Origin of the sequence: Kitasatospora aureofaciens (assembly GCF_001188955.3) — a bacterium.
GTDB lineage: Bacteria > Actinomycetota > Actinomycetes > Streptomycetales > Streptomycetaceae > Kitasatospora > Kitasatospora aureofaciens.
Genome location: NZ_JPRF03000001.1, coordinates 177,851 through 203,070 on the forward strand (window position 1 = coordinate 177,851; position 25,220 = coordinate 203,070).

A 25,220-nucleotide genomic window follows, 5' to 3' on the forward strand; every position below is an offset into this window, starting at 1 on the left:
AACACCGATGACTACTGAATTCCGAATGCCGCGAAACGGACACGGCGCCGTTCAAGCATCCAACTTCGTTCTGTGTCACCTCGGCGGGAGGTTCTGACACAGGCAACACGACCGCATCGCCCGTTCCGTCCCCCGGCCGCCATCATCGGAAGCATGCGAATTCTGGTTGCCGGCGGTGGTGTCAGCGGTCTGGCCACGGCGGTCGCGCTGGGGGCGAGAGGTCATCACGTGCTCGTCCTGGAGCAGCGGCCGGTGCTCACCGAGGGCGGCGCGGGCATCCGGCTGGCGCCGGAGGACTTCCGGCTCCTGGACCGGCTCGGCGTCGGCGACGCCGTCCGCGAACGGTCGCTGACCATCGACGAGTTCCGCACCATGGACGGCACCACCGAGGAGCCGGTCGGCACGGTCGCCCTGCCCGTCCGGCACGGCGACGGTCGGGCGGCGCACGCCACGGCTCACCGGCTGGACGTCCACGAGCCGCTGCTCGAAGCCTGCTGGGAGCTGGACGCCGTCCGGCTCTGCCCCGACAGCCGGGTGGTCGGCTACGCGGAGCACGGCGAATCGGTGGTGGCCGCACTCGCCGACGGGCGCAGCGTCACCGGCGACGCCCTGGTCCTGACCGGCGCGGCCCGCTCGGTCGTCCGTGGCGACGCCCGGTGGGCCGACGACGCGCCACCGGAGCTGCTCGCCGTCTACCACACCGTCATCCCGATGGAGCTGATGGCGGACCACTGGCAGGACGGTCCGGCCACCAGCTGGGTGGGCCCCGGATGGCACCTGTCGCACTACCCGTTGCCCGACTCCCGGTACCTGAGCCTCTCCGTCACCCGCCGCCGCCACACCGGGGCCGAGCTCGACGGCGCCCGGGTCGACCTGGAAAACGTCCTCGCGGCCTTCCCGGAGATCGGCTACGCCGCCCGCAACGTGCTGACCACGGGCAGCCACTGGCGGGCCTGGACGCTCCCCGGCCGGACGGCCGGCGCGCGCCGCCGGGCACGCGGCCGGGTCGCCCTGGTGGCCGAGGGCGCCGAGCCGCCCCGCCCGCTGGAGGCCTCGGGCCTCCAGCACGCCCTGGCGGACGCCCTCGGTCTGGCCACGAGCTGGGACGCCTCGGAGGACGACACCCTCCGCCGGCTCGCCGACTACGACACCCGCCGCCCCGACCGGGCACCGGACGCCGCCCGCGCGAGCTGCGGCGCGTGACTGTCAGCTCCAGTCCGCCCCGTGCCCTTTCACAGTGCGATCACGATCTTGCCGTGAACGTGACTGCCGGCCTGCGTCGTCACGGCTTCGCGAATCCGCTCGACCGGGAAGGTCGCCGCGATCGGGACGGTGATCTCGCCGGAATGGATCGCGGCGGCGATCCGTTCCAGGCCGCCAGGGGTCGCATCGAGGGCGCCCACCTTGCGTACGCCGGGCGGCGGGGCGGGGCCGTCGGCCACGACGGAGATCCGCTCGGGTGCCACGCCGAGCTCGAGCGCGGTCTCGGCCGCCTCCCTGCCGAACAGGTCGGTCGCGGCGGTGATCCCCTCGGGCGCCAGGGCCCGCACCCGGTCCGCCAGGCCGGGGCCGTACGTTACGGGTTCGGCGCCGAGCCCGCGCAGGAATCCGAACGTGCCCTCGGAGGCGGTGCCGAGCACCCGGGCACCCGCAAGCTTGGCCAGCTGCACGGCGAAGACGCCCACGCCACCCGCGGCGCCACCGATCAGGACGGTGTCCCCGGCGCGGAGCCCGATCGCGGCGAGCGCGGCGGAGGCCGTCAGGCCGGACACCGGAAGCACGCTCGCCACCTCGTCGCCGACGCCCGCCGGGGTGTGCCACAGCGTTGCCGCAGGCGTCTCGACCAGCACGAAATCGGCGACGGACCGGCCGATCGCAGCCCCATACACCCGGTCGCCGACCGCGAATCCGGTGGCTCCGGCACCCACCTCGTCCACCACTCCGGCGAAGTCGCTGCCGAACCCGGCCGGCAGGGTGATGCCGAACCGCGCCGCCATGTCGGGCTTGGTGGTGATCTGCCAGTCCATCGGATTCAGGCCGGCGGCCGTGACCCGGACGCGAACCTGGTCCGGTGCGGCGTGCGGCTCGGGTATCTCCTGCAGTTCGAGTACTTCGGGACCGCCGAATCGCTGATAACGGACAGCTTTGCTCATCGGTGACCTCTCCTGGCCAGTGATGGGACTTGGTCTCATCGACCCTACACCAGTGATGGGACGAGGTCCCGTACACTGCTCCCATGGCTCGCTGGCAACCCGACGCACCAGGACGTCTCGCCGCCGCTGCCCTCGACCTCTTCGAGGAGCACGGCTACGAGAACACGACCGTGATCGAGATCGCGGAACGCGCGGGGCTCACCAAGAGCACGTTCTTCCGGTACTTCCCGGACAAGCGCGAGGTGCTCTTCGACAAGGGGACGCTGACCGGCGTGCTCGTCGAAGGGATCACCTCGGCACCACCGGCTGCCGGGCCGCTCGACGCGGTGGCGGACGCCCTGGACGAGCTCGGCCGGACGTTCTTCACTGCCGACCGCCGCGAGTTCAGCGGCCGACGCCAGGCCGTGCTGAACGCCAACAGCGAACTGCGCGAACGCGAGGCCCTGAAAAGGCTCGACCTCACCGCCTCGATGATCGAGGCCCTCGGTCGCCGCGGAGTCCCGAGCCTGACCGCGCGCGTGGCCGCCGAACTGGGCACCCTCGTCTGGGAGATCGCCTACGACCGGTGGATCGACACCGACAACAGCGAGGGCTTCGGCCCGCTGGCGCGGCAGGCACTCGCCGAAGTGCGCGGCGCGGCCGGAGTCGTGGGCTGAGGTCGCGCGGGCCGCGTGGGCGGCGCATCACCGCCCGGCGAACGTCGCCCGATGCGGCTCCAGCGGCTCTGCTCGGATGCACCTGGACCGAATGCCCGGCGAAGGCGGCTCGAGAAGTCCTCCGCCGGGCCCCCAGGAAGTCGCGGTCACCGCTCCACGGCCCTGGCGCGTTCTGCCAGTTGGGGCCGGGGTCCATCATCGCGGCCCCAACCGGCCCGTGCGACTGTCACAGGCCGACGGGCTGGTCCCACCGCTCACCGAGCCCGATCAGCTTCCGAAGTTCTCGTGCGGCGCGGTCAAGGGCGGACGGCGTCGACGGCGGGTCGCAGGACCTCCGTGCACCACTGGCGGAAGGTGGTCGGCGTGCTGTTCCCGGTGGTGCGGACGACGCCCTCGTCGAGGCCCTCGATCTTGGCCGTCGCCATGTCGGCCATCGCCCGGGCCATGCCGGGGGACGCGCCGAAGGAGAGCATGGCAGCCTCCAGCGACGCGGCCTCGACCTGTGCGTAGCGCACCGGGATGCCGAGCACATCGGTGATGACGGCGGCCATGTCGTTGCCCGACAGGTCCTCCGGGCCGAGCACCGGGACCTCGGCGAACCCGGTCCAGTCGCGGTCGAGCAGCAGGCGGGCGGCGGCGCCACCGATGTCGCGGGTGGCCACCAGGGGCAGCTTGCGGTCGGGCGCGAGGGGCCCGGAGATCAAACCGGCGCCCAGGATCGTGCGGATGTCGCGCAGCGTGTTGTCCATGAAGGTCGGGTTGGCGAGTGCGCGGTAGTTCGTGACCGTGGCGAACAGGTCGTCCATGGCCAGGGAGGCGGTGACGTGACCGGCCCGGTCGGCGACGGCGGTTCCCCGGCCCAGGGCCGAGACCCCGACGACGTGGCGGACGCCGTGCGCGGCGACGGCTTCGACGCCCGGCCGACTGTTCTCGACGTAGGAGGTCATCACGTCAGGGGCGCTGAGGTCGCTGGGCATCAGCCAGAACACCGCGTCGGCGCCGGCGAAGGCCTTGTCCACGGCTGCGGCGTGGCGGTGGGAGCCCTCCACGATCTCGACACGGTCGCGGACGGTGGGAGAGAGTCGCTGCGGGTCGCGGACGATGACCCGGACGGGCTCGCCGGCGTCGAGTAACTGCTCGACGACACGGCGGCCGATCTTGGCGGTGGGTGCGGTGACGACGATCACGGCGTCCTCCGTGTGAGCCGATAATATGTCAACTCAACCGTACCGTTTACTTCTGGAGGAGGCCACCATGCCGGCGCGACGAGGCGAGAAGCTCCGCGAGCACATCCTGTGGACAGCGAAGGACGTGTTCCTCGAGGCCGGCTTCGAGCGCACCTCGATGGACGTCGTCGCCCAGCGGGCCGAGACCTCCAAGCGCTCGCTCTACGCCCACTTCCCCAGCAAGGACGCCCTCTTCTCCGGGGTGGTCTCCCTGGTGCGCGAGCTCTACCTCGACCGCCTGGGCTCTCCGGAGGACTACGTCACCGCGGAGCGGGCCGACCCGGCCGACGCCCTCGTGCGCTACTGCGGGCGGCTGCTGCAACTGCTGCTGTGGTCCTCGTCCCTGCGCACGCTGCGGATGGGGATCGCGGAGGCCGAGAGGGTGCCCGAGATCTCGTCCGGCTACTACGAGGCGGTCTTCGAGGCCCCGATGGCGCGGATCGGCGCGTACGCCTGCCGGGCCTGGAACCTGACGCAGCAGGAGGCGCGGGAGGTGGCCGAAATCCTGGTCGGACGGACGGTCTACCCCGACCTGCTGCAGGGACTGCTCGGCGTGCGGGAGCCGATCGCGGAACGCCCCGACGAGGCCACCCTCGCCGCCGACGTCGACCTCGACCGGATCGCCGCGAGCGTCCGGCGAATCCTCCCGGACGCACCAGCGTCCTGAGGTGCCCTGTGCCCCCGTCGGCCGCCGAGGACCCCAGGGAGTGGCGCACCGCGAGGTGGAGGTGGGAACCGGCCGTTTGGCGGAGACGTCACCGATCCCGCGAGGATCGTGGCGACGAAGGCGTACGCCCCGGGTTCGAGGAGGCGGCGTCCCGGCCGTGGTCTCGGTGGCGGATGACGAGGCCGTCCAGGGTGAGGTCGAGGAGGCGCTCCGCGCGCTGTCGGTGTTCGGGGCCGGCCGAGGTGAGGGCGATGCCCTCCAGGGCGGCGGCGATGTCGTCGGGGCGGACGTCGGTGCGGATCAGGCCGGCGGCCGCACAGGCGTCCATGAGGGCGGTGACGGCGGCCTGGATCCTCTCCCGGCTGTGGCCGTAGGGGTTGCTCCCCGTCGCGGCGATGGTGCGCAGGGCCTCGATCATGCCGTACTTGGCGGCGGCGTAGTCGAGGAAGAGGTGCGCCCAGGCGCGCAGGGCCTGGTCGGGGGCCTTGCGGGCCAGCAGCGCGGGGGCGGCGTCGCAGAGTTGGGCCACCTCGTTGCGGTAGACCGCCTCGATCAGGGCTTCCCGGGTGGGGAAGTTGCGGTAGAGGGTCGCGCTGCCCACGCCCGCGTCCTTGGCGATGTGCTCCAGGTGCGCGTCCAGTCCGTGCGCGGTGAAGGCGCGGGCGGCGGCGGTGAGGATCTTCTCCCGGTTGCGCCGGGCGTCGGCCCGCAGCGGTCGAGGGGTTCCGTCGGTCATCGGTGTGCGTCGTCCCGTTCCGGAGTTGTGCCGACTTGCTAAGTGGAGGCGCCTCCATTTAGCTTTAGATAAGCGGAGGGGCCTCCGCTTTCACTGTAGGCCACCCCAGCCTGCGGACACCTCCGTGAAGGGAAGCCGATCATGACCGGTATCCGGGGCAAGGTCATCGCGATCACGGGCGCCAGCAGCGGCATCGGGGCGGCGACCGCGATCCATCTCGCCGAGCGGGGCGCCCTGCTGGTGCTCGGGGCGCGGCGCGAGGACCGGCTCGGGGCCGTCGTCGACGCCATCACGGCGAACGGGGGCGCCGCCACGGGCGTCCTGGTCGACGTCACGCGCCGCGAGGACCTCCGGCGCCTGGTGGACACGGCCGTGGACCGCTACGGACGGCTCGACGTCCTCGTGTCCAACGCGGGCACGATGGCCGTCTCACCGTTCGACGACCTGCGCCAGGACGACTGGGACGCCATGGTCGCCACCCACGTCACCGGACTGCTGAACGGCATCGGTGCGGCGCTGCCGGTGTTCCGCCGCCAGCGCTCCGGACACTTCGTCAACGTCGGTTCGACCGCCGCCCACGTGGTCAAGAGCCCGCAGGCGGTCTACGCGGCCACCAAGACGGCGGTGAAGGTGCTCACCGAGGGCCTGCGCCAGGAAGCGGGACCCGATCTGCGCGTCACGCTCGTCTCGCCGGGCTTCACCGACACCGAAGGCGTGGGCAAGGGGGCCGGCCCCGAGCTGGCGGCCGCGATGATCGCGCAGCGCGACGAGATCGCCATGCCGCCCGGCGCGGTCGCGTCCGCCATCGCCTACGCCGTCGAACAGCCCGAGGGCGTCGACGTCGGCGAGATCGTGGTGCGCCCCACCGCGCAGTCCTGAGCGCGACCGCTCAGAAGAGGACGACGTCCGCCACCGCCCGCCCTCCCGGGCGGTGGCGGACGGGAGACCGGCGAGACGGTGGGCCCGTCAGGCCAGCGCGGCCTCGACCAGGTCGGCGGCCCTGGCCACGCTGGCGCCCGCCCGGACCTCCGCGCTGAGCTCCGCCAGCCGGTCCGCCACCTTCGGGTCCTCGGTCAGCTCCAGTACGGCCGAGCGAAGCGCGTCGGCGGTGGCCAGGTCGGTGTCCAGGCGTCGGGCGACGCCGAGTTCGACCAGCCGGTCCGCGTTCTCGAACTGGTCGGCGGCCTGCGGCACCGCGACCATCGGCAGCCCGCAGTACAGGCCCTCGCTGCACCCGCCCATCCCGGCGTGGGTGATGAACGCGTCGGCCTGCTGGAGCACCGCGAACTGGGGCACCCACGGGTGCACTTCGACGTTGGCCGGGATCGGGCCCAGCTCGGCCGGGTCGGTCGACCTGCCGATCTGGAGCACGACGTGCCAGCCGGGCAGGTCGCCGAAGGCCTCCAGGCATGCCCGGTAGAAGGCGGGCTGGTGGGTGAAGGTGGAGCCGAGCGAGACCAGCAGCACCTTCTGCGCGTCCTGCGGCCGGGTCCAACTCCCGTCGCGCCCGCGGTTGTCGAGGCAGGGCCCGGCGAAGGAGAAGACCTCGGGGTCGATCTCCGCCAGCCCGGTCTGGAGGGCCTGCGGAATGAGTGCTATCCCGCGGTCCGGCCTCAGCATGTAGGTGAAGATGTCGCGGGGCGGCACCCCGTTGTCGGCCAGCCACTGCGTGAACCGCTCAGGGACGTTCTCCGCCTCCAGCGCCTTCATGACCGTCCGGAAGGGCTCCACCTCGGGGTCGGCGGTGGCGACCCGGGACGGCGAGATCAGCATGGACGGCACGCCCCAGCTGTCGGCCAGGACCCGCCCCGCGTACGCCATGAAGTCGTAGAGGACGAGGTCCGGGCGGTCGTCCTCGAACACCTCCCGCATCAGCGGCAGCATCGCCTGCGCCTCGTCGAAGATCATGCTGTGCACGTTGGTCCCGGGCTCGACGGCCCCCTTGAGGACCGACAGGCCCGTCTCATGGGGCACGAACCGGGCGCCGGTGGCCTCGATCTGCTCGGCGAACGACGGGTCGTTCACGTAACTGACCCGGTGGCCGCGGGAGACCAGCTCCCGGATCACCTCCAGGCTGGGGTTCACGTGGCCGTGCGCCGGGATGTTCACCATGGCGATGTGTGCTGGGCCGGGCATCGTCGTTACCTCTCCTCGTACGTCGTCAGGGGTTGTGCGTCCCGTCTGACGTTACGTCAACTTACCTCCGGCGCGGGCATGCAGGGTGTCGATACGGGCACGTGCACGGCGGCCCGGCAGACGGGAGCGCCAACTCCCCCTGCCGGGGCGCCGTTTCGGTGTGGGAAGGAGGGTCAGGAACGCCAGGCCGGGGCGGTCGCGATCGCCTTCAACTGGTCCACGTCGAGGGCCGGATCGCCGGGCCTGGCCGTGTACTGGTTCTCGCCGTTCCACTCCGAGAGCCACAGCTGGCTGCCGTCCGGGTAGTGCACGGCGGCCGTCCAGTGCAGGACCGGATTCGTCGCGGACTTCCCGTTGCCGAAGCGGTTGGTGACGACGAGCGTCCCGTCCGCCCCCTTCTGCCGGACCTCCAGCGGGGTCGGGGGGTTCCGGTCCATGGTCGCGAGTTCGTCCCGGCCCCGCTCGGACGCCGGGTCCGCGCCGACCTGCAGCATGCTGGTGCGGCCCTGGTAGGTGACGGTGAGCGCGGCGTGCCCGGGGTCCTGCTTCTCCACCTCGGCCCCGGCGGGCAGCAGCGGGACGAGCTTCGCGAGCAGCTCGGCATTGGACGGGCCGCCGGCCGCGGGCGCGGGGGGCGGGGAGTCGCCGGGCCTCGGCGCGTCCTTGACCGGGGCGAGCGCGGCGAAGACCCGGTCCCAGGCGGGGTCGGTCACCAGCTCCGTCAGTCGGGTGGAGTCGGCCACCGGCGGCTCCGGCCGGTTGGCCGTGGCCGGTTGCCCGTTGTACTCGGTGAACGAGACCCGGCGGCCGTCCGGGGCCGCCCAGGTGACCCGCCACTCGCGGCCGTCCTTGGCGTTCTGGTTGCGCAGCTTGTCGATCACCAGCACGGAGCCGTCCGGCCGGACCGTCCGGTCGCAGGCGTCCTGCGGCGTCTGGAACCCGTCCGTGCAGACCGCGCCCGCGTCGGGCCGCAGGTTGGTCCGCTCCACCGAGAACTCGACGATGCTCGCCCCGGCCCCGTCGTCGAACAGCAGGGTGGCGCCGGTCGTGTGCCCGCTGAGCTTCTCCGGGCCGTCGGTGTTGAGCTCCTGCACCGTGCCCTTCGGCAGCAGGCCGGTGATCAGGGTGACGAAGTCCCGCGTCGACATCTCTGGTCGGTCCGGATCCGGCTGGGCGGCAGGCCCGGTGGGCCCGAGCGGGCGCCCGCCGAGCGCGGTGAAGCCGCCGGCCCCGGCCAGCACCAGTACGGCGAGCGCGCTCGCAACGACGGCGCGTCGCCGGCGGCGTCGCCGGCGGCCGCGCTGCTCGGCCTGGGCGGCGAGGGTGTGCCGGACCGGTTCGGGGGCCAGCTCGGCGGCGCCGCGCAGGGCGCGGGCGAAGCCGTCGGTGAACGCGTCGGCGAACTCGTCGTCAGTGGGCATGGCGCAGCACCGCCTTCTCGGAGGAGGGGTTGGGCCCGCTGGTGGCGTCTTCCCCGGTCGTTCCCGGGGAGCCGCCGAAGGCCGTTTCGATGTCGTCGCCCAGCACCGCGCGCAGCCGGGCGAGGGCCCGGCGGCAGCGGGTGCGGACGGCGGTGCCGCTCAGCCGCAGGGCGGCGGCCGTCTCCTCGACGCTGCGGTCCTCCCAGAAGCGGAGCACCAGCACGGCGCGGTCCGGCGCCGGGAGTTCGGCGAGGGCGCGCAGCAGCGTCAGCCGCAGGGCCGGGTCCGGGTCGTGCACGCCGACCTCGGGGAACTCGTCGGTGACGCGCTCGGAGGCACTGCGCTTGCGCCGGTACGACAGGAAGGTGTTGACCAGCACGGTCTGTGCGTAGCCGCTGGGGTTGTCCAGCCGGGAAATCTTCCGCCACTTGAGATAGACCCGGCCGAGTGCCTCCTGCACGAGGTCCTCGGCGAGGTGGGAGTCACCGCCGGTGAGCAGGAAGGCGGTGCGCAGCAGGTGCCGGGCCCGGGAGGCGACGAAGTCCGGGAACTCCGGCCAGGGCGGTTCGGCCGATTCTTGATCCATACCTAGGTAACGCGGTGGGGTCGGGGTGGTGTGACAGTCCGGGCGCCGATCATTGTGCGGAACGGCTCGCCCGGGCCACCCCGCGGGCTGCCGCCGTACCCAGGGCGAGCCAGGCGGTGGCGAGCAGCCAGCCGCCGAGGACGTCCAGCGGCCAGTGCACCCCGAGGTAGATGCGGCTGAGGCCGACCGCGGCCGCGAAGACGACGGCGATCACGGTGGCGGCCCGGGCCGCTGCCGGACGGGCCCGGGCGACGGACAGGGCGAGCAGGCCGGCGCAGACCGCCGAGGTGAAGGAGTGCCCGGAGGGGAAGGAGAAGCCGGAAGCGTCGGTCGCCCAGTCCAGGCGCGGCGGGCGGGGGCGGGCGAAGAGCTGCATCAGCCCTGCACGCAGGAGTTGACCCAGGAGCAGCCACAGCACCGGGGCGAGGAGCAGCACCACCGCCCGGCGTGGCGGGCGGGGTTCGGCCAGGGCCAGGAGCGCGACGGCGCCCGCGGCCAGGGCCAGCAGGTAGGGCACCGTGCCGGAGCCGAGCGAGGTGATCACCACGGCCACCGTCCGGGCGGCGGACGGCCGGTGGGCGGCGGACCAGTCGTCGGCGTCCCGCTCGAAGCCGAACGGTGCCCAGCTCTGCTCGGCCAGTAGCGCGGCCAGGGCCGCGAACAGGACGAGTGCGAGGCCGGCCGCCAACTGCCACCGGTGCGGGCGGTCGGACGCGGGGGCCTTGGGTGGGTGGCTCACTACGGCGTGTGCCCTTCCTCGGAAGGTGCGGTCGGATTGCCGCTCCCATACTGGGGGGTCACGGCGTTCGGCCCGTACCCAACCGCACCGCCGTCCGCGGTCGGGCGGTCAGTTGCCGCCCGTCGGGCGGAACATGCCGATCGAATCGTGGTGGGCGGTGTCCCTGAAGCCGAACCGCTCGTAGAGGACGCGCGCGGGCCCGTCCGCGATCAGCGAGACGTAGGCGGTCGCGGGTGCCCGGCGGTCGAGTTCCTCGGTGAGTGCGGCCATGATGCGCTTGCCGAGGCCCTTGCCCTGGTGCGCCGGGTGCACGCAGATGTCGACGATCTGGAACGCGGTGCCGCCGTCGCCGATGATCCGCCCCATGCCGATCGGCTCGCCCTCGTGGTGCAGTACCACTCCGTGCCAGGTGTTGGGGAGGCCGAGGGCGACCGCCTCGGGCGTCCGGTCGGAGAGGCCGGCATCGGTGCGCAGGCGGCGGAAGACGTCGACGGCGGGGACGCCCGGGCGCAGTTCGTAAGGGTCAGTGACGCTTTGCATACATTACATGCTACAGGTGGCGGACTCCGGGCCGGCGGCGGGGCTCGTCGAACATGCCCTCGACGACTTCTCCCCACCGAACGGCGAGCACCTGCCGCTGGAGCAGGCGGCCGAACGGACCCGGGCCTTCGTCAGTTCTGCGCCGGACGGCGGCATGCACTGACCCGCGCTCCCGGGACCTCCGAGGAGAGTCCGAATCGACCAGTCGTACCATTGCCGACCTGTGGGTTTGCCGAGGCGAGGCGAGGAGAGGGCGGGCGGGGTGGTCAGGAGCGAGTGGGCGGCCGGGCTCGGGCGGCTGGTGGGGGCGGCGGCCGAACTGGGGGAGGCCGGGCGGCAGGCCGTGCTGCGGGGCGGGCGGTCGGCCGCAGGTGGGCGGTGGGCGCTCGCGGCGCTCGGCTCCGTCGCGCCGCCGCAGGTGCCCGTCAGTGAGCCGTGGAAGCTGTCGCTGGGCATGCTGATCGGCCGTCACCCCAGGACGCCGGGGGTGGTGCACAAGCTGCTGGGGCTGCTCGACGGCTACGGGGCGGTGCACCTGGGGCCGTCGAAGGTCGGTTTCGACGGTGAGGAGGTGGAGTGGGACAAGGTCGTCGAGGTCCGTACCCGCAACGCCTTCGAGGTGCTGACCACCAGCGCCCTGGAGCAGGACGTGGACCGGATCCGCGAGTTCCTCCCGCCGCTGCCCGGCCGCAAGTGGGCCGTCACCAGGGCCGGTGAGGCGCTGGCCACCGTGGTCCTCGCGGCGCTCGAACGCGGCTCGGTCGACCAGCGGCTGGACGAGCTGACCGTACCGGCCCAGATCGTCCACCGCGGTCTGCTCGGTCGGCCGCGCACCCTGGACGCGGGCTGCTTCGCCGCGGCCACGCTGGTGATCGTGGGCCAGGCCCGGGAGAGCCTGATCGCGACGGCCCGGCAGCGCGGCATCCCGGTCCGGCCGGCCGCGGCCGCGGCGGAGGACGACCGGGCGGAGCACGTCGCGGTGCTGCGCGAGCGCACCGACGCCGTCGCCCGGCTGCTGAGCCGGATCGAGCGGAGCGACCCGGACGCGGCAGAGACGGCGGACGAGGCGGAGGAGGCGGAGACGGCGGACGAGGCGGGGACGTCGGCCGCACCGCCGCAGCTCTCGCTCGCCAAGGCGCCGCTCGACCGCGGTCCGGTCGACCACGAGGTCCGAAGGGCCTGAAGGGGCAGAAGTGGCTGCAGGATTGGCGACGGTGTTCCGCGGCGAGGAACTGCCCGCGGAGGAACGCTTCGACTGCTGGCGGGAGTTGCTGGAGCGGACGCGGGCCTGCGACGCGACCAGCGCGCACGCCGGTGACTTCCGGGCGGAGCTGAGGCGATCCGAGCTGGGGGAGGTGGTGCTCCTCGGGACGTCCTTCCCCTCGGTGCGGTTCCGGCGCACCGAGCGCATGGTGCGGCGATCGGACGAGGGCGTCCTCCACCTGTCGTTCCTCCAGGAGGGCACCATGACGCTGACCCGCGGCGCCGGTCGGACGGAGACGCTTCGACCGGGCGACCTGCACCTGGTGGACAGCTCGACCCCGTACGACCTGCGGACCTTTGGCGGCCCCACCGCCGGTCGGGCGGAGCCCCGGGTCTCCGGGGTGGGCATCGACTTCCCCGCCGCCCTGCTGCCGCTGCCCCCGCACCGGCTGCGCGGCCTGCTCGGCCGCGCGTTCTCCGCGCGGGCGGGCTCGGCGGCGCTGCTGTCGGAGTTCCTGCTCGGGCTGGACCGGCAGGCCGCCGCCCTGGGGCCGGCCGAGGCGGCCCGGTTGGGGACGGTCGTGCTGGACCTGGTCGCCGCCTGGCTGGCCCGGGAGCTGGACGCCGAGGGGGCGGTGCCGGACGACACCCGGCAGCGGGCCCTGGTGGAGGGCGTACGGGCCTTCGTCCGGCGCAACCTGCACGACCCCGAGCTGTCGCCCGCCACGATCGCGGCCGCGCACCACGTCTCCGTCAGTCATCTGCACCGGGTGTTCACCCGGCAGTCGGCGGGGGAGACGGTCGCCGCCTGGATCCGCGGCCAGCGGCTGGAACGCGCGCGCCGCGACCTCGCCGACCCGGCGCAGCGCGCCACCCCGATCCACGCGGTCGCCGCCCGCTGGGGCATCCCGCGGGCCGACGACTTCAGCCGCTCCTTCCGGGCCGCGTACGGGCTCCCGCCCCGTGAGTACCGGCACCGGGAACTGGCCGCAATCGCCGGGCAGGCCGGCAAGTAGCCGCCGGGGGCCCGGTCCCGGCCCGGTGCCGGACCGGTCGTAGCCCGAGCAGCGCAAGAGCGTCGGCTCAACTTCCAGGGGAAAACGAGGTTTGGCGTTCCTCGGTGACCGCCGTCCTGCTCGCCGCGGTCACCGCGACCGCCGACTTGCTGAACGCGCCCGCGCACCGGCCGTCCGGCGCGCGGGGTTCACCGGTTGGAGCGGGTCAGGCCGGGCGGGTGGCGGCCAGCAGGGACCGCAGCAGCGGCAGCAGTTCCTCGGGGTCGGCCGCCGCCAGGTCCTCGAACGCCCCGCTGGAGCGGGCCAGGACGATCCCGGTGAAGGCGGCCACCGCCAGCTCGGCCCGTAGCCCGGGCCGGTCCACCTGCTCGGCCACGAAGCGGTCGTGCAGCGGTCGCACCATCCGCTCGTGAAGGTAGGCGCGGCCGGCCTGCTGCACCTCGGTGTTGTCCTCGGGCAGCACCGCGGCCTGGAAGGACGGGCCGGGGCCGCGCCGGGCGAGCCGTACCAGCAGGCTGCGAAGCCGCTCCTCCTCCAGCAGGTCGGCCGGCACCTCGTCGCCCAGCTCGACCTGGAGGGTGGCCAGGTAGAGCTGGGTCTTGCCGCCGAAGTAGCGGGCGATCAACGATGCGTCCACGCCGGCGCGTTCGCCGATCTCGCGGGTGGTGGTGCGGGCGAAGCCGCGCTCGGCGAAGAGTTCCACCGCCGCCCGGATCAGCAGTTCCCGGCTGCGGGCGGCGTCCCGGCGCCGGGGCGCCGCGGGATCCGCGCAGTCGTCGGTTCCGGCGGGGGACCCGTCGGCCCCGGCGGTCGCGGCGGTCACCGGTCCGTCCCCGCCCGCACCACGGGGACCTCGCTCTCGCCGGCCACGCCGTCGGCGATGCTCTCTTCCACCATCAGCTCCTCGTCGACCCGCGCACCCTCCCGGGCGGCGGCCGCGGCACTGAACCGCGGCAGGACGATCGTAATCAGGCCGACCGCCACCCACACCGCGCAGGAGATCAGCGCCGCGTCCCGGTAGCCGCTGTCGGTGGGCAGCAGCCGCCCCGGGGCGGTGTGCGCCTGGAGGACGGCACCGCACAGCGCGCTGCCGGTGGAGTAGCCGATGGTGCGCAGCAGTTGGTTGAAGCTGACGGCGCTGCCGACCTCGTTCGCGGGCACCGCGGCGACGATCAGTCCGGGCATCACGGCGAAGGTGCAGCCGACGCCGAGTCCGGCGATGCCCATCACCACCAGGTGCCCCCACAGGTGGTCACGGGAGAGGAGGAAGAACAGCACCGAGCCGAGCGAGACGGCGCAGCCGATCGGCAGGACCAGGGCGGAGGAGGTGCGCCGGGTGAGGACCGGGACGAGCTTGCTGGACAGCAGGCTGGCTCCCGAGAAGGGCAGCAGTACCAGCCCGGCGACCACGACGGAGGCGCCCAGGCCGTAGCCGGTGCTGGTCGGGGTCTGGACGTAGCGGATGACCAGTGAGATCAGCAGGTACATCCCGACGCCCGCGACCAGGCCGGCCACGTCGGCGGTCAGCACCACGGGGTTCCTGAGGCTGCGCAGGTCGATCAGCGGGTGGGCGGTGCGCAGTTCGTGCCGCACCCAGCCGGCGAGCAGCAGCAGCGAGACGGCCGCCACGGCCCACAGCCGCCCGCTGCCCCAGCCCCAGCTCTCGCCCTCGCTGAGCGCCAGCAGCAGTCCGATCAGGGCGAGGCTCAGCAGCGCGGTGCCGGGAACGTCCAGCGGCCGCCGCTCGCGGTCCTCGGCCTCGGGCAGTACGAGCGCGGCCAGTAGCAGCGCCAGGCCGCTGATCACGGCGCCGAACCAGAAGCCCGCGTGGAGGCCGAAGGACTGGGAGATCAGCCCGGTGATCGGGTAGCCGAGGCCGACGCCGGCCACGGTGGTGATGGAGAGCAGCGCGACCGCCGAGCGGGAGGCCGCGGCCGGAAGCGCCTCCCGCGCGGTGGCGATGGCCAGCGGGGTCAGGCCCACCCCGACGCCCTGGAGCGCCCGGCCGGCGATCAGCCACCAGAAGCCGAGCGGCAGTGCGGCCAGCACACTGCCGAGCACCACCAGGGCGGCGGCGGCCAGGGTGACCCTACGGCGGTCGGGCCCGTCGCCGAGGCGGCCCAGCACCGGGGTGGCGACCGCACCGACCAGCATCGTGATGGTCAGCGACCACTGGGCCTCGGCGAGCGAGACGTGGTCGACGGTGGCGATGGTCGGGATCATCGGTGCGCCGAGGCTGCTGATCACCGCCACCACGGCGCTGAGGAAGACCAGTACGGGCACCAGCGCCCGCTCACGCCGCGTCGACAGGCCCGTTGGGGTCTCCATGGACGCGCCCCCCTTTGTGGTCACAGTTCGAGAGTCCGAACCGGGGAGGGAACGCCCAGCCCGGCCACCCCGGGGCGCAGTGGCCGAGGGATGTCATCAAGCGATGTCATCGAGTGATGTCTTCAGATGATGACATGCCGGTCGACCCGGCGGGAGCCGGGTCGACCGTGGCGTTCTTCACGTCGGAGGGGCCGCGGGCGTCAGCGGCGCCCGAACAGTCGTCCGAGCCAGCTCCCGGACGCCTGCTCCTTCGGCGGGCAGGAGCACCGCTGGGACCGGGGGATCCCGGCCAGCACCTGTTCGACGTGCATCCCGCACCCGGAGTAGGTCGGCTTCCCGCAGGTACGGCAGGCGATTCGGCGGCACATGCCGCGCTCCCTTCTCAAGGCCCCCCGGTGAATGGGTTGACCCGCCAAATATACCCCTACCCGTATTCGAACTGCGGCGATCTAGCCCCGACGCGGCCCGCGATCCGACCGCGGGCCGCCGCTCCCCGCCGCTCCGACAGCGGCCGACACCACCGCCACTAGCCCCGGACCGGGTCGAACTGGTCGAATCGTCCCGTGGACACAACGCACGAAGAGGACCGGGGCACCCCGGTCGGCCGCCGGGTGGTGCTCGGGCTGCTCGGACTCGGGGCGGCCGGCGTGGCCGCCGGACCGTTCCTGCAACGGCTGGAATCCGGGCTGGCGGAACGGGACCCGAGCGGCCTGACCGGGCTGCTGCCCGGCAACAACGGCTTCCGGTACTACTCGGTGGTGACCTCCGTCCCCGAGCGGGACGCGACGAACTACACCCTCACCGTGGACGGCCTGGTGGAGCGCCCCGCCACCCACCGGCTGGCCGACCTCCAGGCCATGCCGCAGCGCCGGCTGGTCAAGGACGTCCAGTGCGTCACCGGCTGGCGAGTGCCGGACACCCCCTTCGAGGGAGTGCCGCTGGCCCATCTGCTCGACACCGCCGGGGTGCAGCCGGGCGCCAAGGCCGTGCGCTTCAGCTGCTTCGACGGCGCGTACACCGAGAGCCTCACCCTCGACCAGGCCCGGCGGGACGACGTGCTGGTCGCGCTGAGCCTCCAGGACAAACCGATCACCCACGACCACGGCGGGCCGGTGCGGCTCTACGTCGCGCCGATGTACTTCTACAAGTCCGCGAAGTGGCTCTCGGGCATCACCGTGACGGACGAGGTTCAGCCCGGTTACTGGGAGGGCAACGGTTACGACGTCGACGCCTGGGTCGGCCGGTCGAACGGGCGGGTCGATGCGCCGACGAGCTGAGCTGGTCCTGCGCTTCACCCGCGCCGAGCGCTGGGTGCACCGCGCCACCGCGCACGTGATGGGCGTCTGCCTGGCCACGGCCGGCTGCCTCTACCTCGCGCCGCTCGCCGAACTGGTCGGCAACCGCCCGCTGGTGGTCACCCTGCACGTGTGGTGCGGCCTGGCCCTGCCCGTGCCGCTGCTGCTCGGCCTCGGCTCCCGGGCGGTGCGCACGGACGCCGCCCGGCTGAGCCGGTTCACCCCGGCGGACTGGCAGTGGCTGCGGGCCGTCCGCACCCGGGCGTGCCAGACACGCCCCATGGCCGCGCACCGGCCGGCGGGCAAGTTCAACGCCGGACAGAAGCTGTACGCGCAGTGGACGCTCGGCTCGATGCTGGTGATCCTCGGCACCGGGCTGCTGATGTGGCTCACCCACCTCGCCCCGCCCTCCTGGCGCACCGGCGCGACCTTCGTGCACGACTGGCTGGCCGCCGCCATCGCCGTCGTGGTCGCCGGGCACGTCCGGATGGCCTGGCGGGACCGGGAGTCGCGGCTCGGGATGCGGACCGGCCTGGTCGAACGGAGTTGGGCCGAGCGGGAGCACTCGTACTGGCAGCCGGTGCGGGACGACCCGGCGGACGCGGCGCCGACCGGGGACCTGACCGGGTAGCGGCCCTCAAGGGCGGGGCAGCAGCGGCTCCCACACGTCCCGCTCAGCCGTGGCCGACCAGGCCACGTCGCCGTGGCCGTAGCCCGGCACCACCCGGTAGTCGACCCGGGCGCCGCCCCGGCGGACGAGGCGGGCGCCGAGGTCGTGGTCGCCGCGACCGAACTCGGCGTTCACCCAGACCACGTCCGCCCGGATCGCCGCCCAGTCGATCCGGTGGACGTCCGTGCGGCCGGCCCAGACCGCCGCCAGGTCGCGCAGCAGCGCGGTCGGCTGGAGGCCGCTGCCGAGGCGGGCGACCGCCTCCTGCCAGACCGCGAGCGGGGTGTGGGTGAGGGCGAAGCGGTCCTCCTCGGGGGTGGCGCCGAAGGCGTAGCTGCCGCCGCTGTGCCCCCGGTGGTGGATCCAGTTCGCGGGGCCGGGCAGCTCCCGGGTGTGGGTCAGGGCGTAGTGCAGCAGCCCGAGGTTGCTGAACTGCCCCGCCCCGGGCGCCGATTGCGGTCGCGGCAGTCCGCTCGGGGCGTCGGGGGCGGCGGCCGCGCGGGCGAACAGGCCCTTCAGGCCGGGGTCGACGGTCAGGACGCCCGCCGCCAGCTGCCGCTGGAACAGGTCGGTCAGTGCCCCGGCCCGCGCGACCAGCTCCGGTTCCGTCCCCGGGTCGTACGGGCCGGTGGTGTCGAGGACGAGCACCCGCCGCAGGGCGCGGTCGCTGTTCCGGGCGGCGGCGGTGGCGAGGGCGAGCGCGGCCCCGGCCGAGTGGCCGAGCAGCTCGTACGGCAGGCCGGTGACGGCTCGGACGGCGGCGACGACCCGTTCGAGGTCCGCCGGTGCCCGTCCAGGCCCCAGCCGGCGCACTGCGGGCCGATCCGGTCGGCCGCCAGCGCGTCCTCGCGCGGGGTGGTGCCGATGACCAGGTACCCGTGGTCGGCGAGGAAGCGGGCGAGGCTCCTGCCCTGCGCGGTCCCGTAGTTGGCGGCGACGTTGAGGCCGCCGCCCGGCAGCAGGTGGACCACCCGGTGGGCCGTCCCGCCGTCGCCGAGGACGTCGACGGCGAACCGCCCCGCCGACCCGTCCGGCACGACCAGGCGGTGGTGACCGGGCCCGAGGGGCAGGGCCGCCGTCTCACCGCAGCCCAGTGCCGCCCCCAACCGTCCGACGAGGTCCCCGTCCACCGTTGCCCCTCCCGCGCCGCGCACTCCCAACGGCGAACAGTCTGACGCACGGCCGTCGTCGCCCGCCCGGGCCGGTGCCTCTGAACGGGGCAGAACCGCTCGCCCCCACCCCCGTGAGGGGCGAGCGGAAATCCTGCGGGGTGACCCAACCCGGCTCAGAGGCCGATGAGTTCGGCGAAGGTGCCGCCGAGGACGCGGTCGCGCAGTTCGCCGGGCGAGGTGACGCGCTCGACGAGGGCGCGGGTCAGGACCGGGTCCCCGTACGGGGCGTCCGAGCCGAAGACCGTCCGGTCGGGCACCTCCCGGAGGGCCAGCCGGAGTGCGAACACGACGTTGGTGGTGGACAGTTCCAGGTAGAGGTTCGGGGTCTCCCGGGCCAGCTCGATGGCCGTCAGCCAGTTGAGGCCGCCGAGCTGGCTGATCACCACCGGCACGCTCGGGTGGCGGCGGGCGAGGCCGGCCAGCGTCGCCAGGTCGCCGGCGGTGGTCGGCGCGAACCCGTGCACCACGACCGGCAGTCCGCCGTGGTCGGCCGATGCGCGCAGGACCGGCTCGATCAGGCCCGCGCCGTCCGGCGGTGGGGTCAGCTCGCCGATGCCCCGGAAGCCCCGGGCGACCACGTCCCGCTCCACCTCCGCGGCGATCCGTTCGGCCGGTACGTCCAGCCGCACCTTGCCGAAGCCGATGAACCGGTCCGGGTGCGCCGCGCAGGCCGCCGCCAGCTCCCGCACCGCCGCCTCGTGCGCCTCGGCACCGGCGGACCGCCCGCTGACCGTCGCGTGCAGCACGTCCATCTCCCGCTTGAACGAGGCCAGATCGACGGCCCGCTCCGGATGCGGCCGGGTACCGAAGAGCACCGCGCGGTCGACCCCCGCCTCGTCGAGCAGCGCGAGGTGGCTGTCCAGCGGGTCGTGAACGTGGCTGTGCGCGTCGATGATCAACGGTTTCTCCTGGTCAAGTGCCGTCCCTCGGGGGCGACCTCCCGTCGCCGTGGCCTAGTCTTCAACCCTGACACCGTGACAAGGTCAAGCCGAACGAGGAGCGAACGACCATGCGGATCGGGCAGCTGTCCCAGCGCACCGGCACCAGCGAGCGCCTGATCCGGTACTACGAGTCGGCCGGGCTGCTCAGCTCGGCCCGACTGCCCAACGGCTACCGCGACTACGAGCCCTCGGCCGAGCAGACCGTCCGCCAGATCCGCGCCCTGCTCGCCGCGGGCCTGCCCACCCGGCTGATCGGCCAGGTCCTGCCCTGCGGCCAGCCGGACGGCCCGCTGCTCGCCTGCCCGGGCGTGCTCACCAAACTGCGCACCCAGCTCGCCGAACTCGACCGGCGCGCCGAGGAGTTGGACCAGGCCCGGGACACCCTGCGGCGGGCCATCGCGGCCACCGAGCAAGCGGGCCCGCCCGCGCTCCAGGGCAGCGGACGGAGTGCCGGTCGGCCATCCTCGACCGCCAGGTAGCGTTGAGTAGAGATGGCATGTACGCTGCGTGTCGCTGGTTGAGAAATCAGCGGGCCTGGCCGCCACTCCGTGGGGGGAGTCACGCCCAGGCCCGGTTGCCGGCAGGGGCCCGATCGCACTCGTGGGGGAGTCGCGGTCGGGCCCGTCGCCGGTTGCCCCTTGTATGCCCACCCGCTCGCCCCGCCAGACCTGACGATCGTCCAGCCGGAACGCGGTTCCAGGCGCGTTCGTCCAGAAGAGCAGGCATGGGCGGGTGGTTCGGGCCTTCGACGCCACCCTCCGCCGAGGCCGAGCCCGAGGCCGGCCGTTTCGCCGAGGGCGCTCCGGGCAGGCGCGAACGGGAGCGGGGACACGGACGGAAGAGAGGGACGGGACGATGCCACAGGTCGCGGATTTCGTGCTGCAGCGCCCACTGACGGCCGCCGTCCCAGGAGTCCTGCGATGACCGATCCCGTCCAGGTGGACCACCTCGCCGTGCACGCCTTCACCGTCCCCACCGACGGACCGGACGGCACCGAACAGGACGGCACCCTGGAGTGGGACTCGACCACCATGGTCCTGGTCGAGGCCCGTGGCGGAGGCCGCACCGGCATCGGCTACACCTACGCCGACGTCTCCACCGCGGTCTTCGCCGAGTCCAAGCTGGTGCCCCTCGCCGTCGGTGCCGACGCGCTCGCCCCGCCCGCCGTCTGGCAGCGGATGCGGCGTGCCACCCGCAACGCCGGGCAACCGGGCGCCGGTGCGATGGCCGTCTCGGCCGTCGACCACGCGCTGTGGGACCTCAAGGCGCGCCTGCTGGAGCTCCCGGTCGTGGACCTGCTGCCCTCCTTCCACGACCGGGTGCCCGTCTACGGCAGCGGTGGCTTCACCAACTACCCCCTGGACCGGCTCGCGGACCAGCTGTCCGGATGGGCCGCCCAGGGCATCCCCCGGGTCAAACTCAAGACCTCCCGCCACCCCGACCAGGACCCCGAACGACTGCGCGCCGTCCGCCGGGCCGTCGGGGACGACACCGAGCTGTTCGCCGACGCCAACGGCGCCCTGAACCGCACCGAGGCCGTGCACTGGGCGCGGCGCTTCGCCGAGGAGTGGGACGTCCGCTGGTTCGAGGAGCCCGTCAGCTCCCTGAACCCGCGCGGCCTGCGGACCGTGCGGGAACACACGGCCGGCCGCCCCGAGATCACCGCCGGCGAGTACGGCTACCTCCTCACCGACTTCGCCACCCTCCTGGAAGCCGACGCCGTCGACTGCCTCCAGGCCGACATCACCCGCTGCGGCGGCATCACCGGCCTGCTCCAGGTCGCCGGACTCGCCGCCGCCCACGACATCGACCTGTCCGGGCACTGCGCGCCCGCGCTCTCCGCCCACGGCTTCTGCGCGGTCGACCGGCTGCGCCACCTGGAGTACTTCCACGACCACGTCCGGCTGGAGGGCATGCTGCTCGACGGCACGCTCCGGCCGGAGGGCGGCGCGCTGCGCCCCGACCGGGACCGCCCGGGCTTCGGGCTGGACGTCAGGTGGGCGGACGCGGAGCGCTACCGCGTGCACGGTCCCTGAACGAGCGCGTCCCAAGGCAACCCGCCCGGCGCCCGAGGCGCGGCCGGGATCGACGGCGTGCGCACGGCCGGTCCACCGACGGGGATCAGGGCGGCCGGTCCGAAATGGGGCCATGCGGGTGGACTCGGTGCCGGTCCGCCGCCGCAGCGCCGGGGGCGGACCCGGACGGGTTCCTAGCGTGGGCGGGCATGGTTTCCACTGTCGGCCGTACGAGTCCCCGGAGCGCAGGTGCACGAGCTGTCGATCGCGCTGTCCGTGGTGGAGGCGGTGGAGGAGTTCGCGGCCGGGTACCCCGGCGAGCGGGTCGAGGAGGTCCGGCTGCGGGTCGGTGCGCTGGCCGGAGTGGAGGCCGAGGCACTGGACTTCTCGTTCGCGGTGGTCTGCGAGGGGACGGCCCTCGCGGGTGCCCGCCTGGCGATCGAGCACGTGCCCGCGGTGGTGCGGTGCCGGCCGTGCGAGCGGGAGTTCGCCGTCCGGCCGCCGCTCGACCTGCGGTGCCCGGCGTGCGGCGGCGGGTCCGTGGAGTGCGCGTCCGGACGGGAACTGGAGATCGCCGCCGTCGTCCTGGGGACGGCGGAGGGCGCCGACGAGCGGGAGGTGGCCGGCGATGTGCCGAGTCCATGAGGTGCAGCACGCGGTCCTCGCGAAGAACGACGCCCTGGCGGCGGCGCTGCGCGCGGACCTCCGGGAACGGGACGTCGTCCTGGTGAACCTGCTGTCCAGTCCGGGCAGCGGCAAGACCGCCCTGCTGGAACGGCTCCTGACGCGGGCCGTCGAGGACGGCGTACCGGTCGCCGCGATCACCGCCGACCTCGCCACCGAGAACGACGCCCGCCGCCTGGCCCGCTCCGGCGCCCCGGTCAAGCAGGTCCTCACCGGCGGCCTGTGCCACCTGGAGGCGGCCCAGTTGCGCGGCCACCTGGACGGCTGGCTGCCGGACGGCACCCGGCTGCTGTTCGTGGAGAACATCGGCAACCTGGTGTGCCCGTCCTCGTACGACCTCGGGGAGGAGCTGCGGGTCGTCCTGATGTCGGTGACCGAGGGCGAGGACAAGCCCGTCAAGTACCCGAACGCCTTCGGTTCGGCGAACCTGGTCGTGCTCACCAAGTCCGACCTGGCGCAGGCCGCGGGCTTCGACGAGCCGGCCTTCCGCGGGCACGTCGACCGGGTGAATCCCGGCGTGCCCCTGCTGGAGACCTCGGCGCGCACGGAGCAGGGCATCGGTCGGCTGTGGGAGACGGTGAACGGGGGAGCGGCCGTCCACCAGCCTGTTCTGGCCCGCGCCGCGGCAGACGGGCAGCACCACCATGCCGCCGCACACCACTGACGCCACCGGCCGCCCCGTCGGCACGGACCCGGCGGCCCCGCCCCAGGGCCCGGTCCGCCGCGTGCTCACCGTCACCGGCGTGGTCCAGGGCGTCGGCTTCCGGCCGTTCGTGCACGCGCTGGCGAGCCGGCTGGGCCTGGCGGGAGAGGTGGCCAACACCTCGGCCGGAGTGGTGATCGACGTCGAGGGGCCGGACCGCACGGTGGCGGAGTTCGTCCGCCTGCTGCGCTCCGAGGCCCCGCCGCTCGCCGAGATCGCCACCGTCCGGTGCGCGAGCGCCCCGCCGGCCGGCACCCGCGGGTTCACCATCCGCCCGTCCCAGCCCGGTGCGGGCCGCACCATGGTCCCGCCCGACGCCGCGACCTGCGCCGCCTGCCTGGCCGAACTCGCCGACCCCACCGACCGCCGCCACCGGCACCCGTTCATCAGCTGCACCCACTGCGGCCCGCGGTTCACCGTCACCACGGCCCTGCCGTACGACCGGCCCGCCACCACGATGGCGGGCTTCCCGCTGTGCCGCGAGTGCGAGCGCGAGTACCGCGACCCGGCGGACCGTCGGTTCCACGCCCAGCCGGTGGCCTGCTGGGCCTGCGGGCCGGTGCTGCGACTGACCGGTGACGGCACCTCGACCGAGGGCTCGCCCGCCCTGGCCACGGCCCGGCGGATGCTCGCCGCCGGGGCGATCGTCGCCGTCAAGGGCGTCGGCGGCTACCACCTGGTGTGCGCGGCCGCGCACCGGGAGGCCGTCCGGGAACTGCGCCGCCGCAAGGCCCGGGGCGACAAGCCGTTCGCCGTGATGGCGCCGGACGTGGCGACGGCCGCCCGGCTGGGCCGGGTCGGCCCGGCGGAGGAGGCGCTGCTGACCGGCCGGGCCCGGCCGATCGTGCTGCTGCGCCGCACGGACCCGGGCGGCGCGCTGGCGCCGGAGGTCTGCCCGGGCAGCCCGGACGTGGGCGTGCTGCTGCCGTACACGCCGGTGCACCGGCTGCTGTTCGGCCTGCCCGGAGACCCGCCCGGCCCGGGTGTGCTGGTGGTGACCAGCGCGAACCGCTCCGGCGAGCCGCTGGTCACCGATGACGGCGAGGCGTTCGAGAGGCTGGCCGGCCTGGCCGACGCCTGGCTGTGGCACGACCGGCCGATCGCCGTTCCGTGCGACGACTCGGTGGTCCGGGCCCGCCCGGACGGCGAGCCGATGATCCTACGGCGCTCGAGGGGTTTCGCACCCGCCCGGATCGAGTTGCCGCTCGACCTGCGCCCGGTGCTGGCGGTCGGCGGCGACCTCAAGAACGCCCTCTGCCTGGCCGAGGGCCGCTCCGCCTGGCTGTCCGGCCACATCGGCGACCTCGGCGAGCTCTCCACCCAGCGCTCCTTCGAACGCGCGGAACGGCACCTGCGCACGCTGACCGGCGTCGAACCCCAGCTGCTGGCCGCCGACCGGCACCCCGGCTACGCCTCCGCGCGCTGGGCGCGGCGCAACGCCGGCGAGCGCCCCGTCGCCCGGGTTCAGCACCACCACGCGCACGTCGCCGCCGCGATGGCCGAGCACGGCCTGGACGGCAGCGCGCCGGTGATCGGCGTCGCCTTCGACGGGACCGGATACGGCGAGGACGGCGCGGTGTGGGGCGGTGAGGTGCTGCTCGCCGACTACGCCGGCCACCGGCGCTTCGCCCACCTGGCGTACGTCCCGCTGCCCGGCGGCGACACCGCGGTCCGCGAGCCCTGGCGGATGGCGCTCGCCCACCTGCGCGCGGCCGGCCTGCCCTGGGCCGAGCACCTTCCGTGCACCGCCGCCCGCCCGCCCGAGCTGCGCCGGCTGCTGGCCCGTCAGCTGGAACGAGGCCTCAACTGCCCGCCTACCTCCAGCATGGGCCGCCTGTTCGACGCGGTCTCCTCGCTGGCCGGCGTCTGCCACGACGCGGGGTTCGAGGCGCAGGCCGCGATCGAGCTGGAGGCGGCGGCCGTACGGGCCGTGGACGCCGGCGGGTACGCCTTCGCACTGCGGCCGGGGCCGGACGGCCTGCTGCTCGACCCCGCGCCCGTGCTGCGCGCCTGCGCCGAGGACGTCCGGGCCGGCGCGGGCGCCCCGGTGGTCGCCGCCCGGTTCCACCGGGCCGTCGCGGCGGTGGTCCTGACGGTCTGCCGGGAGGCGCGCCGACGCACCCGGACCGGCACCGTGGCGCTCACCGGCGGCGTGTTCACCAATGCCCTGCTGGACCACTGGACCGCCGAACTGCTGGCCGGCGACGGCTTCACCGTGCTGCGCCACCGGGCCGTCCCGCCCGGCGACGGAGGGCTGGCCCTCGGGCAGGCCCTGGTGGCGGCCCGGACCGCCTGAACAACCCGTACGCGCCTGAACCACCCCGAGGAAATGA

The 25,220-nt window shown here is 74.0% G+C and carries 28 protein-coding genes; 15 read left to right on the forward strand and 13 right to left on the reverse strand.

The window, feature by feature from the left end; translation table 11 throughout:
* Positions 1–153: 153 nt before the first annotated feature.
* Complete coding sequence (locus HS99_RS00795; protein ID WP_107048765.1) at positions 154–1,203, forward strand: FAD-dependent monooxygenase; 1,050 nt, start codon at positions 154–156, stop codon at positions 1,201–1,203.
* 29 nt (positions 1,204–1,232) lie between these two features.
* On the opposite strand, the gene HS99_RS00800 is transcribed toward HS99_RS00795, so the two are convergent.
* Positions 1,233–2,153, reverse strand: coding sequence for an NADP-dependent oxidoreductase (locus HS99_RS00800; RefSeq protein WP_030550235.1), 921 nt, complete (start codon positions 2,151–2,153; stop codon positions 1,233–1,235).
* A gap of 83 nt (positions 2,154–2,236) precedes the next feature.
* Between HS99_RS00800 and HS99_RS00805 the strand changes: the two genes are divergently transcribed.
* Positions 2,237–2,809: a TetR/AcrR family transcriptional regulator gene (locus tag HS99_RS00805; RefSeq protein WP_030550237.1), complete on the forward strand. Its 573-nt coding sequence runs from the start codon at positions 2,237–2,239 to the stop codon at positions 2,807–2,809.
* 296 nt (positions 2,810–3,105) lie between these two features.
* Here HS99_RS00805 and HS99_RS00810 read toward each other — a convergent pair whose 3' ends face one another.
* Entirely contained in the window at positions 3,106–3,996 is an 891-nt protein-coding gene (locus HS99_RS00810; protein WP_030550238.1) for an NAD(P)H-binding protein, read from the reverse strand.
* Positions 3,997–4,063: 67 nt separating this feature from the next.
* Between HS99_RS00810 and HS99_RS00815 the strand changes: the two genes are divergently transcribed.
* Positions 4,064–4,702, forward strand: coding sequence for a TetR/AcrR family transcriptional regulator (locus HS99_RS00815; protein WP_030284941.1), 639 nt, complete (start codon positions 4,064–4,066; stop codon positions 4,700–4,702).
* Positions 4,703–4,790: 88 nt separating this feature from the next.
* On the opposite strand, the gene HS99_RS00820 is transcribed toward HS99_RS00815, so the two are convergent.
* On the reverse strand, positions 4,791–5,438 hold the full coding sequence (locus HS99_RS00820; protein ID WP_078867356.1) for a TetR/AcrR family transcriptional regulator: 648 nt from the start codon (positions 5,436–5,438) through the stop codon (positions 4,791–4,793).
* A 141-nt stretch (positions 5,439–5,579) separates the two neighbouring features.
* On the opposite strand from HS99_RS00820, the gene HS99_RS00825 reads away from it, so the two are divergent.
* On the forward strand, positions 5,580–6,317 hold the full coding sequence (locus HS99_RS00825; RefSeq protein WP_030550242.1) for an SDR family oxidoreductase: 738 nt from the start codon (positions 5,580–5,582) through the stop codon (positions 6,315–6,317).
* Between the two features lie 87 nt (positions 6,318–6,404).
* On the opposite strand, the gene HS99_RS00830 is transcribed toward HS99_RS00825, so the two are convergent.
* From HS99_RS00830 to HS99_RS00850, 5 genes are all read right to left on the reverse strand, one after another.
* The gene (locus HS99_RS00830; RefSeq protein ID WP_030550244.1) at positions 6,405–7,574 is read right to left on the reverse strand and encodes a macrolide family glycosyltransferase; all 1,170 of its coding nucleotides are present in this window, start codon (positions 7,572–7,574) and stop codon (positions 6,405–6,407) included.
* Positions 7,575–7,747: 173 nt separating this feature from the next.
* Entirely contained in the window at positions 7,748–8,995 is a 1,248-nt protein-coding gene (locus HS99_RS00835) for a hypothetical protein (RefSeq protein WP_030284930.1), read from the reverse strand.
* Complete coding sequence (locus HS99_RS00840) at positions 8,985–9,581, reverse strand: SigE family RNA polymerase sigma factor (protein WP_078867355.1); 597 nt, start codon at positions 9,579–9,581, stop codon at positions 8,985–8,987. Before HS99_RS00840 ends, HS99_RS00835 begins: the two co-directional genes overlap by 11 nt.
* Before the next feature lie 49 nt (positions 9,582–9,630).
* The gene (locus HS99_RS00845; RefSeq protein WP_046386753.1) at positions 9,631–10,320 is read right to left on the reverse strand and encodes a phosphatase PAP2 family protein; all 690 of its coding nucleotides are present in this window, start codon (positions 10,318–10,320) and stop codon (positions 9,631–9,633) included.
* A gap of 108 nt (positions 10,321–10,428) precedes the next feature.
* On the reverse strand, positions 10,429–10,860 hold the full coding sequence (locus HS99_RS00850; RefSeq protein ID WP_030550248.1) for a GNAT family N-acetyltransferase: 432 nt from the start codon (positions 10,858–10,860) through the stop codon (positions 10,429–10,431).
* Positions 10,861–10,867: 7 nt separating this feature from the next.
* Between HS99_RS00850 and HS99_RS44420 the strand changes: the two genes are divergently transcribed.
* From HS99_RS44420 to HS99_RS00860, 3 genes are all read left to right on the forward strand, one after another.
* Complete coding sequence (locus HS99_RS44420; RefSeq protein ID WP_157881883.1) at positions 10,868–11,023, forward strand: hypothetical protein; 156 nt, start codon at positions 10,868–10,870, stop codon at positions 11,021–11,023.
* Positions 11,024–11,122: 99 nt separating this feature from the next.
* Positions 11,123–12,043: a hypothetical protein gene (locus tag HS99_RS00855; protein WP_030550250.1), complete on the forward strand. Its 921-nt coding sequence runs from the start codon at positions 11,123–11,125 to the stop codon at positions 12,041–12,043.
* 10 nt (positions 12,044–12,053) lie between these two features.
* Complete coding sequence (locus HS99_RS00860; protein ID WP_094742840.1) at positions 12,054–13,079, forward strand: helix-turn-helix domain-containing protein; 1,026 nt, start codon at positions 12,054–12,056, stop codon at positions 13,077–13,079.
* Positions 13,080–13,284: 205 nt separating this feature from the next.
* On the opposite strand, the gene HS99_RS00865 is transcribed toward HS99_RS00860, so the two are convergent.
* From HS99_RS00865 to HS99_RS44425, 3 genes are all read right to left on the reverse strand, one after another.
* On the reverse strand, positions 13,285–13,902 hold the full coding sequence (locus tag HS99_RS00865; protein WP_078939009.1) for a TetR/AcrR family transcriptional regulator: 618 nt from the start codon (positions 13,900–13,902) through the stop codon (positions 13,285–13,287).
* A complete protein-coding gene (locus tag HS99_RS00870) occupies positions 13,899–15,407 on the reverse strand; it encodes an MFS transporter (RefSeq protein ID WP_078939010.1) in 1,509 nt (502 codons plus the stop codon). Before HS99_RS00870 ends, HS99_RS00865 begins: the two co-directional genes overlap by 4 nt.
* 200 nt (positions 15,408–15,607) lie before the next feature.
* On the reverse strand, positions 15,608–15,775 hold the full coding sequence (locus tag HS99_RS44425) for a DUF8730 family Cys-rich protein (RefSeq protein ID WP_170066656.1): 168 nt from the start codon (positions 15,773–15,775) through the stop codon (positions 15,608–15,610).
* Between the two features lie 195 nt (positions 15,776–15,970).
* Here HS99_RS44425 and HS99_RS00875 point away from each other — a divergent pair, with 195 nt between their 5' ends.
* Both HS99_RS00875 and HS99_RS00880 read left to right on the forward strand, forming a co-directional pair.
* A complete protein-coding gene (locus HS99_RS00875; protein WP_030550256.1) occupies positions 15,971–16,684 on the forward strand; it encodes a molybdopterin-dependent oxidoreductase in 714 nt (237 codons plus the stop codon).
* Positions 16,668–17,333, forward strand: coding sequence for a cytochrome b/b6 domain-containing protein (locus HS99_RS00880; protein WP_046387042.1), 666 nt, complete (start codon positions 16,668–16,670; stop codon positions 17,331–17,333). Before HS99_RS00875 ends, HS99_RS00880 begins: the two co-directional genes overlap by 17 nt.
* 6 nt (positions 17,334–17,339) lie before the next feature.
* Here HS99_RS00880 and HS99_RS00885 read toward each other — a convergent pair whose 3' ends face one another.
* Positions 17,340–18,185 carry a thioesterase domain-containing protein gene (locus tag HS99_RS00885; protein ID WP_063737757.1) on the reverse strand — a complete coding sequence of 282 codons (846 nt, stop codon included), beginning with the start codon at positions 18,183–18,185 and terminating at the stop codon, positions 17,340–17,342.
* Positions 18,186–18,250: 65 nt separating this feature from the next.
* Here HS99_RS00885 and HS99_RS43870 point away from each other — a divergent pair, with 65 nt between their 5' ends.
* The gene (locus tag HS99_RS43870) at positions 18,251–18,547 is read left to right on the forward strand and encodes a hypothetical protein (protein WP_141763629.1); all 297 of its coding nucleotides are present in this window, start codon (positions 18,251–18,253) and stop codon (positions 18,545–18,547) included.
* A gap of 110 nt (positions 18,548–18,657) precedes the next feature.
* Here the strand turns inward: HS99_RS43870 and HS99_RS00890 are convergent, their stop codons facing one another.
* Positions 18,658–19,443 (reverse strand): amidohydrolase family protein, encoded by a 786-nt coding sequence (locus HS99_RS00890; protein ID WP_030550258.1) that lies wholly within the window; start codon positions 19,441–19,443, stop codon positions 18,658–18,660.
* A 110-nt stretch (positions 19,444–19,553) separates the two neighbouring features.
* Between HS99_RS00890 and HS99_RS00895 the strand changes: the two genes are divergently transcribed.
* The 5 genes from HS99_RS00895 to hypF all read left to right on the forward strand — a co-directional run bounded on the left by HS99_RS00895 (position 19,554) and on the right by hypF (position 25,183).
* Entirely contained in the window at positions 19,554–19,964 is a 411-nt protein-coding gene (locus HS99_RS00895) for a MerR family transcriptional regulator (protein ID WP_030284907.1), read from the forward strand.
* A 441-nt stretch (positions 19,965–20,405) separates the two neighbouring features.
* Entirely contained in the window at positions 20,406–21,521 is a 1,116-nt protein-coding gene (locus HS99_RS00900; protein ID WP_030550260.1) for an enolase C-terminal domain-like protein, read from the forward strand.
* 228 nt (positions 21,522–21,749) lie between these two features.
* A complete protein-coding gene (gene hypA / locus HS99_RS00905) occupies positions 21,750–22,145 on the forward strand; it encodes a hydrogenase maturation nickel metallochaperone HypA (protein ID WP_063737758.1) in 396 nt (131 codons plus the stop codon).
* Positions 22,129–22,848: a hydrogenase nickel incorporation protein HypB gene (hypB, locus tag HS99_RS00910; RefSeq protein WP_030550261.1), complete on the forward strand. Its 720-nt coding sequence runs from the start codon at positions 22,129–22,131 to the stop codon at positions 22,846–22,848. Before hypA ends, hypB begins: the two co-directional genes overlap by 17 nt.
* Positions 22,829–25,183, forward strand: coding sequence for a carbamoyltransferase HypF (gene hypF / locus HS99_RS00915; RefSeq protein WP_046387043.1), 2,355 nt, complete (start codon positions 22,829–22,831; stop codon positions 25,181–25,183). Before hypB ends, hypF begins: the two co-directional genes overlap by 20 nt.
* Positions 25,184–25,220 lie beyond the last annotated feature (37 nt).